This is a genomic window from Agrococcus carbonis, assembly GCF_900104705.1.
Taxonomy (GTDB): domain Bacteria; phylum Actinomycetota; class Actinomycetes; order Actinomycetales; family Microbacteriaceae; genus Agrococcus; species Agrococcus carbonis.
The window spans coordinates 1567868-1582336 of sequence record NZ_LT629734.1 but is presented as its reverse complement, the minus strand read 5'-3'; the positions used below and the strand labels follow the sequence as shown (position 1 = coordinate 1582336).

Below are 14469 nucleotides of genomic sequence, written 5' to 3'. Positions count from 1 at the left end.
CCGCACCCGCGGGAGCACGCCGAGGGCGAACGCCGCTTGCGGGCGGCCCCGCGCGCACGGCATCGTGGCGGGCTCACCGATCGGAAGGAGCACCCATGCTCACCCTGACCGAGAACGCCCAGACCGTGATCAGCGGCATCGTCTCCGGCGCCGAGGCGCCCCAGACCGGCGGCATCCGCATCTCGCAGGACGTCGAGGGCGCCGGCCTCGCCGTCGCCGTCGCGAACCAGCCGGAGGCCGACGACCAGGTCGTCGAGTCGGCCGGCGCGAAGGTCTTCCTCGACCCGCAGGCCGCCGTCGCCCTCGACGACAAGGTGCTCGACGCATCCGCGCAGCCCGACGGCCGCGTCGACTTCGCCATCGGCCAGCAGGGCTGATCGCGCGCTTCGACGGCCCCCGGCGACGGCCGGGGGCCGTCGTCTGCGTCCGGGGCGGCGTGGGGTCGCGCACCGTCGGCGGTCAGCCCGCAGGGGGCGCGGACGGCGCGCCGTAGGGCGCACCCCCGAAGGGCGTGCCGCCCGGCGGCATCGCCGGAGCGCCGGGCATGCCACCCGGGATGCCGCCGGGCATGCCGCCGCCGTCGCCCGGGCCCATGCCGGGAGCGATGTCGGCGAAGCGCGCGAGGTGACCGTGGAAGGCCACCGGGATCGTCTTCGTCGGACCGCCTCGGTGCTTCGCGACGATGATGTCGGCCTCGCCGGGGCGGATGTCGCGGTCGTAGGCGTCCTCGCGGTGGAGCAGCATCACGATGTCGGCGTCCTGCTCGATCGACCCCGACTCGCGGAGGTCGCTGATCGCAGGCTTCTTGTCGCCGCGCTGCTCGGGGCCACGGTTGAGCTGCGACAGCGCGATGACCGGCACCTGCAGCTCCTTCGCGAGCAGCTTGAGCGAGCGCGAGAACTCCGAGACCTCCTGCTGGCGCGACTCGACCTTCTTGCCGCTCGTCATGAGCTGGAGGTAGTCGATCACGACCATGCGCAGGCCGGCCTGCTGCTTGAGCCGGCGGCACTTCGCGCGGATCTCGACGAGCGTCAGGTTGGGGCTGTCGTCGATGTAGAGGGGCGCGTCGTTGATGCGGCCGCGCACCTGCGCGAGCGTCGTCCAGTCGCGGCCCTCGATCGAGCCCTTGCGCAGCTTCTGCAGCAGGATGTTCGACTCGGCCGAGAGCAGCTTCATCGCGATCTCGGTGCGCCCCATCTCGAGCGAGAAGAACACCGAGGGCAGGTCGTTCTTGATCGAGCACGAGCGCACGAGGTCCATCGCGAGCGTCGACTTGCCGATGCCGGGGCGAGCCGCGATGACGATCATCTGGCCCGGGTGCAGGCCGTTGGTGAGCTCGTCGAGCTCGCGGAAGCCGGTCGGCACCCCCGTCATGGCGCCCTCGAGGCCCTTCGCCGCCTCGATCTCCTCGATCGCGACCTCGATCGCGGTGCTGAGCGGCACGTAGTCCTCGGCCTGGTCGTCGCCCATGACGCCGTAGATCTCGGCCTGCGCGTGGTTGACGAGGTCGGTCACCTCGCCCTCGGAGGCGTAGCCCATCTGCACGATGCGCGTGCCGGCCTCGACGAGGCGCCGCAGCACGGCCTTCTCGGCGACGATCTCGGCGTAGAAGCCGGCGTTCGCGGCGGTCGGCACCATCGAGGTCATCGAGTGCAGGTAGTCGGCGCCGCCGGCGCGCGAGAGCATCCCCGTCTTCGTCAGCTCGTCGGAGACCGTGATGACGTCGGTCGGCTCCCCGCGCGAGTAGAGCGAGAGGATCGCCTCGTAGATGATCTCGTGCTTCGGCTGGTAGAAGTCGGCCCCCCGGACCGCTTCGAGGCAGTCGGCGACGGCGTCCTTCGACAGCAGCATGCCGCCGATCGCGGACTGCTCGGCGAGCATGTCGAACGGCGGCGTGCGCTCGCTGTAGCGGCTCTCATCGAGCCCCATCTCAGCCAGATCCGTCACAGCGCCCCTTCTCTCAGCCCGACCATGCCGCAAGCGACCCACACCTCGCGCGGATGGAGCCTGCATCAGGCTAGGAGTCGTGCGCTCCCTCAGCGAATCCCCCTGTGGAGAGGCCTGTGGACGGATGTGGAAAACGCCGAGATTTGACGCCCGCGACACGCCCGCAGGGTGTGCACAGACCTGTGCATGCATTCTGAGCGGAACCCCCTAAACCCCCTCTGACCGGGCATTCCTCATTCCACACCCAGTGGGGAGAAGCGGGGGTGAAGTGCACGTTGAAGGTTGGTGACGGATGCTCAGCGCCGGCTCAAGCCGGACGGTGTTTCAGTGCGGTCCCGACAGCAGCGCACGAACGCCCGAGGGCCCGCATCCGATGTGGATGCGGGCCCTCGGGCATGTCTCCAGCGCGCTACTTCGCGGCGACCACCTTGAGGGTGATCGTCGCGATGATGTCGTCGCGCAGGCGAGCCGTCGCCTGGTGGTCGCCCACCGAGCGGATCGGCGTCGGGATCTCGATGACGCGCTTGTCGAGCTTGCCGTGACCGGCGGTCTCGACGGCCTCGGCGATGTCCTTCGTCTGGATCGAGCCGAAGAGGCGGCCCTCGGTGCCGGCCTTGGCCGACAGCGTCACGGCGTTCGCCTCGAGTCGCGCCTTGAGGTCCTGGGCCTCCTCGATTGTGGCGTGCTCGCGTGCGACGCGGGCGGCCTTGATCTGGTCGACCTGCTTCTCGCCGCCGCGCGTCCACGCGACGGCCAGGCCCTGGGGCACGAGGTAGTTGCGTGCGAAGCCGTTCTTGACCTCGACGACGTCACCGGCGGAGCCGAGGCCCGAGACCTCGTTCGTGAGGATGAGCTTTGCCATGGTTCAGCCCCCTCAGCGTCCGGCGCCCGAGTAGGGCAGGAGCGCCATCTCGCGCGCGTTCTTGATCGCCTTGGCGATCAGGCGCTGCTCCTGCACCGACACACCGGTGATGCGACGGGCGCGGATCTTGCCGCGCTCCGAGATGAACTTCTTGAGCGTCGCGACGTCCTTCCAGTCGATGACGCCGACCTTGATCGCCTTGGCCGGGGCGACGTTCTTGCCGCCCTTCGGGCCCCGCGGCTTGCGGTTCTGCGGCTTGCCAGCCATAGAGTGCCTTCTTTCGTGCTCGGGGCATCCGCCCCGTGAATCTGGTGAGCGAGCGCGCCTTAGAAGGGCGTCTCGTCGTTGTAGGAGGTGCCGGGAGCGCCCCACACGTCGCCGCCGGCCTGCGGCTGCGACTGCGGCTGGCCCCACGGCTCGTCGGCGACCTGCTGCGGCTGGCCGAAGCCGCCGCCCTGGCCGCCGCCCGAGCTGCGCCCTGCGCCGCCGCCCGACGTGCGGGTGACCTGCGCGGTGGCGTAGCGGAGCGAGGGGCCGATCTCGTCGACGTCGAGCTCGATGACCGTGCGCTTCTCGCCCTGCTGCGTCTCGAACGAGCGCTGCTTCAGGCGGCCCTGCGCGATGACGCGCGAACCCTTCTGCAGGCTCTGCGAGACGTGCTCGGCGAACTCGCGCCACACCGACGCGCGGAGGAACAGCGCTTCGCCGTCCTTCCACTCGTTGGTCTGCCGGTCGAACGTGCGGGGGGTCGACGCGATCGTGAAGTTCGCGACGGCGAGGCCGTTCTGCGTGTAGCGCAGCTCAGGGTCGGCAGTCAGGTTGCCGACCACCGTGATGATCGTCTCGCCAGCCATCGCTACTTCGCCTCTGCCTCTGCGGGGGTCGACTCGGCGTCGGCGTCAGCCTTCGCCTCGCGCTTGACCGGCTCCTTGCCGGCACGGGCCACCGCGACGTCGGCGCGGAGCACCTTCGTGCGCATGACGGCCTCCGACAGGCCCAGCTGGCGGTCCAGCTCGTCGGTCGTCGCCGGCTCGGCCGTGAAGTTCACGACGGCGTAGATGCCCTCGGTCTTCTTGTCGATCTCGTAGGCCAGGCGGCGCCGGCCCCAGATGTCGACCTTGTCGATGGTGCCGCCGTCGTTGCGGACGACGCCGAGGAACTTGTCGAGCGACGGGGCGACAGTGCGCTCGTCCACCTCCGGGTCGAGAATCACCATCAGCTCGTACTGCTGCATGCTTCACCCACCTCCTTCGGACTAGAACGGCTGCAGACGGTCTGCAGCAGGAGGGTATGCATGTGCGCGCGCGAGGGCGCGCAACCTGTCAACTGTAGCGCAGGCGAAAGATGGGCTCAAGCACATCGGCGGATGCGCTGAGCCGCGTTCCGACGCCCGAGACGGCCGTCGGCGCTGGGGTCGCGGCGGAGACCCGAAAGGGTCTCCGCTTCAGAGCTCCACCGCGCGCGCCGCCCACCACTCGCGCAGCACGCGCTCGGCCTCCTCGGGCGACGCGGGGCCGTGCTCGAGCCGGTGCTCGAGCAGCATCCGGTACGCCTCCCCCACCTCGCGGCCCGGCGGGATGCCGAGGATGCGCTGGATGGCGTTGCCGTCGAGGTCCGGCCGCACGGCCTCGAGCTCCTCCTGCTCGGCGAGCTCGGCGATGCGCCGCTCGAGGTCGTCGTAGGCGAAGTCGAGCCGCTCGGCCTTCCGCCGGTTGCGGGTCGTGACGTCGGAGCGGGTGAGGATGTGCAGGCGCTCGAGCAGCGGCCCCGCGTCGCGCACGTAGCGGCGCACCGCCGAGTCGGTCCACGCCTGCTCGCCGTAGCCGTAGAAGCGCAGGTGCAGCTCGACGAGCCGGGCGACCGACTTCACGGTGTCGTTGTCGAAGCGCAGCGCCTTGAGCCGCTGCTTCGCCATCCGCGCCCCCACCAGGTCATGCTGGTGGAACGTCACCGTGCGCCCCTCGATGCGCCGGGTGGCGGGCTTGCCGATGTCGTGCAGCAGCCCCGCGAGCCGCGAGACGAGGTCGGGCTCGGCGCCGGGGTTCCGCGACGCCTCGAGGTCGATGCCCTGCTGCAGCACGGTGAGCGAGTGCTCGTACACGTCCTTGTGGTGGGCGTGCTCGTCGGCCTCGAGCCGCAGCGCCGGCACCTCGGGCAGCACCCGGTCGAGGATCCCGGTGTCGGTGAGCAGGCGGATGCCCGGCACGGGCCGGCTCGTCAGCAGCAGCTTGCTGAGCTCGTCGCGCACCCGCTCGGCCGAGATGTCCCGGATGCGCTCGGCGAGCGCCGTCATCGCCGTCACGACCCGCGGTGCGACGTCGAAGCCGAGCTGCGCGGCGAACCGCGCGGCGCGCATCATGCGCAGCGGGTCGTCGTCGAACGACTGCTCGGGCGCCTGCGGCGTGTCGAGCACGCCCGCGAGCAGGTGCTCGAGGCCGCCGCCGACGTCGACGAGCTGGGGCGACGCATCCGCCCCGCCCGGCTCGCCGCGCCCGAGGGTGTCCCGGACGGGGGTGAGGCGCAGCGCCATCGCGTTGACGGTGAAGTCGCGGCGCACGAGATCGCCCTCGAGCGTGTCGCCGAACGCGACCTGGGGCTTGCGCGAGACGCCGTCGTAGGTGTCGGCGCGGTACGTCGTGACCTCGACCGTCAGGCCCGCGACGCGCGCGGCGATCGTGCCGAACTCGCGCCCGACGTCCCACGTCGCCTCGGCGAGCGGCTCGACGATCGCGAGGATCTCATCAGGGGATGCGCTCGTCGCGTAGTCGAGGTCGGTCACGGGACGATCGAGGAACGCATCCCGCACCGGGCCGCCGACGAGGGCGAGCTCATGCCCCGCCGCGGCGAACGCCTCGGCGAGCTGCCGCGTGGGCGCGCTCGCGACGAGCGCGTGCAATCGCGCGGTCGCCTCGGCCATGTCGGTCACGACTGAGCATTCTGGCAGGTCGCGCGCGGCCGGTCTGCCCGCCATAGCGGCGCGACCTACACTTGCACCCATGCTGTCGGCAGGTCGCCTCGCGCGATGGCGCGCGGGAGCGTGCGCCCTCGCCGCGCTCGCGACGGCGGTGGTCACCGCTGGCGGTGCCGCGCCCACGCCCGCCGTCGCCGCCGCACAGCCGGACCCGGCGCCCTCGGTCGTCGTCGCTCCCGTCGACCCGCTGCTGAGCGACGGCGAGACGCTGCGGCTCGACGTCACGGTCGACAACCCGGGCAGCGCCGAGACCCCTGCCGCGAGCCTCGAGGTGCTGCTGACGACCGCGCCGATCGGCACGCGCTACGGCCTCAGCCGCTGGTACGACGGCGACGCGATCCTCGCGAGCTCGGCGGTCGGCACGGTCGACGTGCCGGCGGTCCCGGCCGGCGACCGCCAGACCGTGCGCGTCGTCATCGAGGCCGAGCAGCACGGTCTCGACGACCGCCCGTGGGGCACCTACGGCGTCGCCGCATCCGCGCCCGAGATCGGCAGCGGCGCGAGCGTCGTCGTGCACGACGAGCCCGGCGACGCGAGCCCGACGACCCTCGCGCTCGCCGCGCCCATCGGCTCGGGCGTGCGCGGCGACGGGCTGCTGACGGCTGACGAGCTCGAGCGCGCGACGGAGCCCGGCGGCGAGCTGCGCGTGCTCGTCGGCGCGGCGCGCGAGGCGGATGCGACGCTCGGGATCGATCCCGCGTTCGGCGCGAGCGCCGCGGCCCTCGGCGACGAGGCACCGTCGTCGGTGCGCGACTGGCTCGACCGCGCCGACACCGCGAGCACCTACCCGCTGCTGTACGGCAACGCGGATCCCATCGCGCAGGTGCGCGCCGGCGTCTTCCCGGTCGAGCCGCTCGGCATCCCTCGCCCCGACGACGATCCGCTGCCCGCCACGACGGGGCTCGTCGGCACGCGGCAGCCGGTGATCGACGCGACCGAGTCGCCCGTCCGGCAGGCCGAGCTCGAGTCGCTCGCGGCCGTCGGCACCGTGGTGCTCTCGACCGAGGCGCTCGACGAGCAGCTCGAGGGGAGCACCCCGAGCGCCCGCGCCCGCATCGACGGCGTCGACGTGCTCGCAGCCGACGCGCAGCTGCAGCAGCTGCTGCACGAGATGGGCACCGCGGCCGACGCGGCCGAGTCCCGCGACCTGCAGGCGCGCATCGTCGGCCTGCTCGCGACCATCACGCGCGAGCGCCCGAGCGACCCGCGCACGCTCGTCGGGGTGCTGCCGACCCAGCCCGGCTCCGATGCCGCGGGGCTGCTCGGCACGCTCGCCGCAGCCGGCTTCGTCGAGACCGCCGGCATCGATGCCGCGCTCGAGACCGAGCCGCGCGATGCCTCGCTCCTCGCGGTGGACGAGGCCGCGCTCGGCGACGGCGCCGACCTCGTGCTCGCGGCCCTCGAGCAGGAGGCCGACGTCTCCTCGATCGCCTCGATCGTCGACGAGCCCGAGCGCCTGCTCGCCGAGCTGCGCCTCTCGCTGCTCGCCGCGCTGCCGGATGCGGGGCGCGAGATCACCGACGCCGACCGCCGCGCGATCGACAACCTGGGCACCGCGATGGGCGAGATGCGCGGCGCGGTGCAGATCATCGGCGGAAGCCCGATCCACGCGGTCGGCGAGAGCGTGCCGCTGCCGATCACGATCGCCAACCAGCTCGACGTGCCCGCCCACGTGGTGCTCTCAGTGCGGCCGACGAACGCTCTCGTGACCGTGCCCGAGCCGAGGGTCGACGTGACGATCGCGCCCGACAGCCAGCAGCGCGTGCAGGTGCCGATCGACGTCGTGGGCACCGGCTCGCTGCTGCTCATCGCGCAGCTGCACACCCCCGACGGCCAGCCGATCGGCGAGCTGCAGCTGCTGCGCATCTCGGCGCAGCCCACCATCGAGGCGGTCGTGGCCTGGGCCCTCGCGATCGCGATCGTGCTGCTGCTGGGCTTCGGCATCCTGCGCTCGATCCAGAAGCGCCGCCGCGGCCAGGCCCACGGCGACATCGACGACCTGGCGGCGCGCGAGCCGCGCGAGGCAGCGACCGAGGGAGCCGCGTGAGCAAGCGACCGAGCACCGAGTCCGCGGGGAACGCCCGGTGAGCACGGGCAGGGCCAGCGCGATCATCGCGGCGGGCACGATGGTCTCCCGCGTGCTCGGGTTCGTGAAGGCCTTCATGCTCGCGGCCGCGATCGGCCAGTCGGGATCGCTCGCCGCGGCATCCTTCGGCCTCGCCAACCAGCTGCCCAACAACGTCTACGCCCTCGTCGCCGGCGGCGTCATGAGCGCGGTGCTCGTGCCGCAGATCGTGAAGGCGCTCAAGGCCCCGGACGGCGGCGAGTCGTACGTCTCGAAGATCCTCACGCTCGGCGGCACGGTCTTCCTGCTGCTCACGATCGTCGCGACGATCGCCGCGCCCTTCCTCGTCGACCTCTACGCGATCAACGCCGCCGACAGCGGCCGCGGCTTCACCGCCGAGCAGATGGCGCTCGCCGTCGCGCTCGCCTACTGGTGCATGCCGCAGATCCTCTTCTACGCGATCTACACGCTCCTCGGCGAGATCTACAACGCGCGCAGCCAGTTCGGCCCCTACACGTGGGCGCCGGTCGTCAACAACGTCGTCTCGATCGCGGGGCTCGCGGGGTTCATGCTGCTGTTCGGCGAGGCGGCGACGAACGAGGACATCTCGGTGTGGGACTGGGAGCGCGTGACCGTGCTCGGCGTCGTCACGACGCTCGGCGTCGCGGTGCAGGCGCTCGTGCTCGTGCTGTTCTTCCGCAAGACCGGGATGCGCTTCCGGCTCGACTTCGGCTGGCGCGGCGTGGGGCTGCGCGCGACCGGCAAGAGCGCGATGTGGCTCTTCGGCATCGTCATCATCGGCCAGCTCAAGGGCCTCGTGCAGTCGAACGTCGCCTCGCTCGGCGAGGGCGCCAACATCTTGACGATGCAGAACGCCTGGTACGTGTTCTCGCTCCCCCACTCGATCATCGCCGTCTCGATCGCGATCGCCTACTTCACGCGCATGTCGCATCACGCGCAGGACGGCGACCTCGCGAGCATCCGCAGCGACCTCTCCGGGGCGCTCCGCGGGGTCGGCATGCTCACCACCATCGCGGCGATCATGATCGCGGTCGTCGCGCCGCCGCTGGCCCGACTCTTCGAGCGCTCGTTCGAGCGGTCGATCGACATGTCGTGGGTGATCTGGGCGTTCCTGCTGTGCGCCGTCGCCTTCAGCGCCGAGTACGTCATCCAGCGCGTCTTCTTCGCCCTCGGCGACACCCGCACGGCGTTCCTCTACGCGTGCTTCAGCATGGTCGTCACCTTCAGCCTGCTGTGGTGGGCGTCGACCCTCGAGAGCACCTGGATCATCGCGGGCACCGCGCTCGCCGTCGCGATCGCCAACCTCATCTCGGCCGCCGTCTGGCTCGTGCTCGTGCGCCGCAAGATCGGCGCCTTCGGCTTCCGGCTCGTCGCCTGGCGGCACGTGCAGTACCTCGGCTACGCGCTGCTCGCGGGCGCTGCGGGCTTCGGCGTCGTCTGGGCGCTCGGCGGCTACGTCGACGGCGGCTTCGGCACCATCAGCAAGCCCGCGGGCGTCGTGACGTGCATCGCCGCCGGCGCCGTCATGGCGCTCATCTACTTCGGCCTGCTCTATCTGACCCGCAACCCCGACTTCCGCGCGACCGTCGCCATCGTCGTCGGCAAGCTGCGCGGCCGCGGCGGCGACGACCAGGCCCCCGCAGGCGCGGCCTGACTCGGCTCGCGCGCAGGCGCGGCGTCTAGCATGGCGGCCAGCACGGGGCGGATGCGCCGTCCCGGCACGCTGACACCGTCGGGAGGCAGCATGGCGCGCCCGCTCATCCGCATCGCCGCTCCCCTGCTGGTCGGCGCCCTCGCGGCCGTCGGCACGATCGTCGCGAGCGTGCTCGGGCGCGAGCGCCGCGAGCAGCCCGCGATCGCCCCGGCCCGGCGCCCGCTCGTGGCCGAGGGCTGGTGGTCGTCGGATGCGTCCTCGTCGCTCGCGCACGCCCATCCCGCGGTGCTCATCGTCGACGCCGACACCGCGACCCTCGTCGACTCGTGGGACCGCCGCATCCGAGATCGCGTGCACCACCCGGTCGTGCGACGGACCCCCGAGTGGCCCGCCACGGGGCTCATCGTCGTCGACGCCCGCACGGGCGATCTGCTCGCGGTGCTGCGCGAGGGCGACGCCGCGCGGCCCGGGGGCGAGGGAATGCCCGCCGCCTAGAATCGGTTGGATCAGGAGCATCCGCCACGAACCAGGAGGCCTCGTGCACGACGTCATCATCATCGGCTCCGGCCCCGCGGGCTACACCGCCGCGATCTACGCGGCGCGGGCCAACCTGAAGCCGATCGTGCTCGCATCGAGCGTCGAGATGGGCGGTGACCTCATGACGACGACGGATGTCGAGAACTTCCCCGGCTTCCCCGACGGCGTCCAGGGCCCCGACCTGATGTTCGCCATGCAGCAGCAGGCCGAGAAGTTCGGCGCCGACGTGCGCATGCAGGACGCGACCGAGCTCGAGCTCGACGGCGACGTCAAGCGCGTGCACGTGGGCGACGAGGTGCTCGAGACGCGCACGCTGATCTTCGCGACGGGCTCGGCCTACCGCAAGCTCGGCATCGCCGGCGAGGAGCCCCTCTCGGGGCACGGCGTCTCGTGGTGCGCGACGTGCGACGGCTTCTTCTTCAAGCAGAAGCAGCTCATCGTCGTCGGCGGCGGCGACTCCGCGATGGAGGAGGCCACCTTCCTGACGAAGTTCGCCGACAAGGTCACGATCGTGCACCGGTCGGAGGCCTTCCGCGCGAGCGAGGTCATGCTGCAGCGCGCCCGCGACGACGAGAAGATCGAGTTCCTCACCAACACGGTGGTCGAGGAGATCAACGGCACCGAGGTGAACGGCACCAACCAGGTCTCGAGCGTCACGCTGCGCGACACGGTGAGCGGCAGCACGTGGGAGATGCCCATCGACGGCGTGTTCGTCGCCATCGGCTCCGACCCTCGCACGCACCTCGTGCACGGCAAGCTCGAGCTGACGCCCGAGGGCACCATCGCCGTCGAGGGCCGCTCGTCGCGCACCTCCGTGCCCGGCGTGTTCGCCGCCGGCGACGTCATCGACCCCACCTACCGCCAAGCCATCACGGCAGCCGGCTCCGGCACCGTGGCGGCGTTGGATGCACAGCACTACCTGGCCGCGCACGCCGCGCCGGCCCTCGTCACGACCCCTACGGAGGCAGCACTGTGAAGGAAGTCACCACCGCGTCGTTCGAGCAGGACGTCCTGCAGTCCGACAAGCCCGTCGTCGTCGACTTCTGGGCGGCCTGGTGCGGCCCCTGCCGCGCCGTGAGCCCGATCCTCGAGCAGATCGACGCCGAGACCGACAAGCTCGACGTCGTCAAGGTGAACGTCGACCAGGAGCCCGACCTCGCGATGCGCTACAACATCACGTCGATCCCCGCGATGAAGGTCTTCCAGGGGGGCGAGGTCGTGCACGAGCTCATCGGCGCACGCCCGAAGCCGGCCATCGAGCAGGAGCTCGCCGCCTTCCTCTGACCTCTGCGAGGGGCAGCGTCGGCGCCACCGACTCCGTTCCCCCGTCGGTCGAGGAGCGCGTCGGCGCAGCCGACTCGCGTCACGAGACCCAGAAGGGCCCGCCGGATGCACATCCGGCGGGCCCTTCGTCCTTTGCGTTCAGTCCTCAGTCGGCACAGCCCCGCCGAACCCCTGCTCCCCCAGCTCGCCCAGGATGCGGTTCAGGTCGGCGACGGTCGCGAAGTCGATCGTGAGGCTGCCCTTGGAGCGGCCGAGCGCGATGCGCACGCGCGTGTCGAGCCGGTCCTCGAGGCGGGTGGCGATCTCGTCGAGGCCGTGCTGCACCGCGCCCTTCGTGGGGGTGCGACGCGGCGTGCGCGGCTGGAGCAGCCCTGCCGCTGCCTCCGCCGCGCGAACTGAGAGATCCTCATTGACGATCTTCGCCGCCAGCTGCTCCTGCGCCTCGACGGAGGACAGCGAGAGGATCGCGCGCGCGTGGCCGGCCGACAGCACGCCGCTCGCGACGCGCGACTGCACCGACTCCGGCAGCTTCAGCAGGCGGATGGTGTTCGAGATCTGCGGTCGGCTGCGGCCGATGCGCTTCGAGAGCTCATCCTGGGTGATGGCGAAGTCCTCCATCAGCTGCTGGTACGCGGACGCTTCCTCGAGCGGGTTCAGCTGCGCGCGATGGAGGTTCTCGAGCAGCGCATCGCGCAGCATGGCGTCGTCCGGGGTGTCCTTGACGATCGCGGGGATCGTGTCGAGGCCGGCCCGCTGGCTCGCGCGCCAGCGCCGCTCCCCCATGATGAGCTCGTACTTCGTGCCGTCGCCGGCGTCATCCACCGGGCGGACGACGATGGGCTGCAGCACACCGAACTCGCGGATCGAGTGCTCGAGCTCGCTCAGGTCATCCTCGTCGAACACCGTGCGCGGCTGGCTCGCATTCGGGCGAATCTCCCCGGGAGCGACCGAGGCGAGCGTCGCTCCCGGCACCTCGAGCAGCTCGTGCGCGTCCTCTTCGCCCGAGAAGAAGACGTCGACGGGCCGGCTGCCGGGCTTCGGCGCTCGACGCCGTCGGGTCGGGGTCGAGGTCTCGGGCGCCTGCCCGTCGGGCCGGGCGGCCGGCTCGGCCGCGGGGGTGGGACCGGTGGGGATCAGGGCGCCGATGCCGCGCCCCAGCCCTGCCTTCTTGCTCATGCCGCTCCTCTGCGTGCGATCTCGGCGGCCGCTTCCCTGTAGGAGAGCGCGCCCGGCGAGTTGGGGTCGTAGGCGATGACGGTCTGGCCGTAGCCCGGCGCCTCGGAGACGCGCACGGATCGCGGGATGATCGTCTCGAGGGTCTGCTCGGGAAAGTGCGATCGCACCTCGTCGACCACCTGGCGCGACAGCAGGGTCCGGCCGTCGAACATGGTGAGCAGGACCGTGCTGACCTGCAGCTTCGGGTTCAGGTGCGCTTGGATGCGCCCGATCGTGTCGAGCAGCTGCGTCACGCCCTCGAGCGCGTAGTACTCGCACTGGATCGGTAGCAGCACCTCGGTCGCGGCGGTGAAGGCGTTGATCGTGAGCAGGCCGAGCGACGGCGGACAGTCGATGAAGACGTAATGGGGCGGCTCCGCCATCGTCGAGAGGTGAGCGTCGAGCGCCTCCCGCAGGCGGTGCTCGCGGCGCTCCATGCCCGCGAGCTCGAGGTCGGCACCGGCGAGGTGGATCGTCGAAGGCACCACCTGGATGCGCGGGCTCTGCGGACTGGTGGCCACCGCGGTGCCGAGGGGCTCGCCGTCGATGAGCACGTCGTACGTGCTCATGACGTCCGCGTGGTGGTCGATGCCCAGCGCGGTCGACGCATTGCCCTGCGGATCGAGATCCAGCACCAGCACTCGCGCACCGGCTTGCGCCAGCGCAGCGGCGAGGTTCACGGCCGACGTCGTCTTCCCCACGCCGCCCTTCTGGTTGACGACGGTGATGATGCGCGTCCGCGCGGGAAGGGGGAGCTCCTGCGATGCCAGGGCCTGTCGACGTCGTGCCATCGCCGCCAGCTCGCGAGCGATCGGGGTGGTGTCGAACTTGCCCGTGTTCACGCGTGCCTTCCGGTCGATGTTTCACGTGGAACATCGCGCGGCGGCGGCGTTCGAGCACGTGGTGTGAGACCTCCAGTCTGGCGTGCCGACGCGCTTTCGCAAAGTCGGGCGCGGCCTCGCCGAGGGTGTGTCGCTGGGTCTGCACATCCGTTCTCCACAGGGCTGTGGAGAACGCTGTCGTACGTTCGACTGGAACCTGAGCTCACGGAATGGCGAAACAGCGTCCGAAATCCCGCGGAAATACGCGGAATCCGGGCGCTGAGCGGTCCGACGCCTCGGATGCGCGTCGTACAGCGAGCCGGAGTTCTCCACAGTTGTCCACACCCCTGGGTACGAACGGGCCCGCCTGGGGGGAGGACGCTCTCTGGCTGCTGGGGCGAAGCTAGCCCGCCGACGTGACCCGTTGCCGGCTCTGTGGACGACCGCCATCACGTGATTGCCGCTTTCGCTGTTTCACGTGAAACACACGCACCCGCCGCCCCGGCGAACCGCCCCCGGAGGGCCGTCGCTGTGCCGGCTACCCGGGGGGCTACCTGGATACGGACGCTTCGTGCAACCATCACTCGGTCGTCATCGATCGCTCTCATGACCGGGAACCGTTTCACGTGAAACATCGGATCCTCGCCGCGAACGGTCCGGGATGGCGTGAAGTCCCCGAGGATCGACGCTCGCGTACCCAGGATGGTGACCGACACGTCGTACAGCGCACTTCTTCTCCGCCACCGCCACGCGAGACGCGCACACAGTCAACTCGGTACCCCGCAGCTCCCATCTCCGGGTCAGCGCGCATCCCCGCGAGTCGCAGCGTTCGCCGAGCCATGGGCACTGGACGGGAGGACGCCGTTCGTGGAGCTCGGGCTGCTGACTCGCATCAGTCGCCGCCGCGCGAGCGACGATTCCGTCTCCGCGGGTATACGTCAGTGTTTCACGTGAAACACCGCGCAGTGTCGGCGACTACCGTGCGGCGAGAGTCCACGTGATCCTTGGAGCTCGCGCCCCGCGCGGCCTGCGCCGGCGCAGTTGCGGCAGGGTGGCTGTGACCCGCGAATGAACGTGTGCCGCGGGCCCAAC

The 14469-nt window shown here is 71.1% G+C and carries 13 protein-coding genes and 1 pseudogene; 6 read left to right on the top strand and 8 right to left on the bottom strand.

The window, feature by feature from the left end:
• The first annotated feature begins 95 nt into the window (after positions 1–95).
• Entirely contained in the window at positions 96–377 is a 282-nt protein-coding gene (locus BLT67_RS07635; protein ID WP_092666464.1) for a Fe-S cluster assembly protein HesB, read from the top strand.
• A gap of 220 nt (positions 378–597) precedes the next feature.
• Here BLT67_RS07635 and dnaB read toward each other — a convergent pair.
• The 6 genes and pseudogenes from dnaB to BLT67_RS07605 all read right to left on the bottom strand — a co-directional run.
• Positions 598–1929: pseudogene (dnaB, locus tag BLT67_RS07630) on the bottom strand (replicative DNA helicase); the annotation flags it as partial.
• 427 nt (positions 1930–2356) lie between these two features.
• Positions 2357–2809 (bottom strand): 50S ribosomal protein L9, encoded by a 453-nt coding sequence (gene rplI, locus BLT67_RS07625; protein WP_092666462.1) that lies wholly within the window; start codon positions 2807–2809, stop codon positions 2357–2359.
• A 12-nt stretch (positions 2810–2821) separates the two neighbouring features.
• Positions 2822–3076, bottom strand: coding sequence for a 30S ribosomal protein S18 (rpsR, locus tag BLT67_RS07620; protein WP_072314759.1), 255 nt, complete (start codon positions 3074–3076; stop codon positions 2822–2824).
• 59 nt (positions 3077–3135) lie between these two features.
• Positions 3136–3663, bottom strand: coding sequence for a single-stranded DNA-binding protein (locus BLT67_RS07615; RefSeq protein WP_092666461.1), 528 nt, complete (start codon positions 3661–3663; stop codon positions 3136–3138).
• Positions 3664–3665: 2 nt separating this feature from the next.
• Positions 3666–4043, bottom strand: a complete 378-nt coding sequence (gene rpsF, locus BLT67_RS07610; protein ID WP_092666460.1) for a 30S ribosomal protein S6 — start codon at positions 4041–4043, stop codon at positions 3666–3668.
• Positions 4044–4253: 210 nt separating this feature from the next.
• Entirely contained in the window at positions 4254–5735 is a 1482-nt protein-coding gene (locus tag BLT67_RS07605; protein ID WP_407922500.1) for a CCA tRNA nucleotidyltransferase, read from the bottom strand.
• Positions 5736–5805: 70 nt separating this feature from the next.
• Here BLT67_RS07605 and BLT67_RS07600 point away from each other — a divergent pair, with 70 nt between their 5' ends.
• The 5 genes from BLT67_RS07600 (at position 5806) to trxA (ending at position 11341) form a co-directional block, all read left to right on the top strand.
• Positions 5806–7827 carry a DUF6049 family protein gene (locus BLT67_RS07600; RefSeq protein ID WP_092666459.1) on the top strand — a complete coding sequence of 674 codons (2022 nt, stop codon included), beginning with the start codon at positions 5806–5808 and terminating at the stop codon, positions 7825–7827.
• Positions 7828–7864: 37 nt separating this feature from the next.
• Complete coding sequence (gene murJ, locus BLT67_RS07595; protein ID WP_092666458.1) at positions 7865–9520, top strand: murein biosynthesis integral membrane protein MurJ; 1656 nt, start codon at positions 7865–7867, stop codon at positions 9518–9520.
• A gap of 90 nt (positions 9521–9610) precedes the next feature.
• Positions 9611–10015 (top strand): hypothetical protein, encoded by a 405-nt coding sequence (locus BLT67_RS07590; protein ID WP_092666457.1) that lies wholly within the window; start codon positions 9611–9613, stop codon positions 10013–10015.
• A 43-nt stretch (positions 10016–10058) separates the two neighbouring features.
• On the top strand, positions 10059–11033 hold the full coding sequence (gene trxB / locus BLT67_RS07585; RefSeq protein WP_092666456.1) for a thioredoxin-disulfide reductase: 975 nt from the start codon (positions 10059–10061) through the stop codon (positions 11031–11033).
• Positions 11030–11341, top strand: a complete 312-nt coding sequence (gene trxA, locus BLT67_RS07580) for a thioredoxin (protein WP_092666455.1) — start codon at positions 11030–11032, stop codon at positions 11339–11341. The genes trxB and trxA overlap by 4 nt, the downstream gene beginning before the upstream one ends.
• Before the next feature lie 138 nt (positions 11342–11479).
• Here the strand turns inward: trxA and BLT67_RS07575 are convergent, their stop codons facing one another.
• Both BLT67_RS07575 and BLT67_RS07570 read right to left on the bottom strand, forming a co-directional pair.
• Positions 11480–12517 carry a ParB/RepB/Spo0J family partition protein gene (locus BLT67_RS07575; RefSeq protein WP_092666454.1) on the bottom strand — a complete coding sequence of 346 codons (1038 nt, stop codon included), beginning with the start codon at positions 12515–12517 and terminating at the stop codon, positions 11480–11482.
• Positions 12514–13347: a ParA family protein gene (locus BLT67_RS07570; protein WP_092667579.1), complete on the bottom strand. Its 834-nt coding sequence runs from the start codon at positions 13345–13347 to the stop codon at positions 12514–12516. Before BLT67_RS07570 ends, BLT67_RS07575 begins: the two co-directional genes overlap by 4 nt.
• Between the last annotated feature and the right edge of the window lie 1122 nt (positions 13348–14469).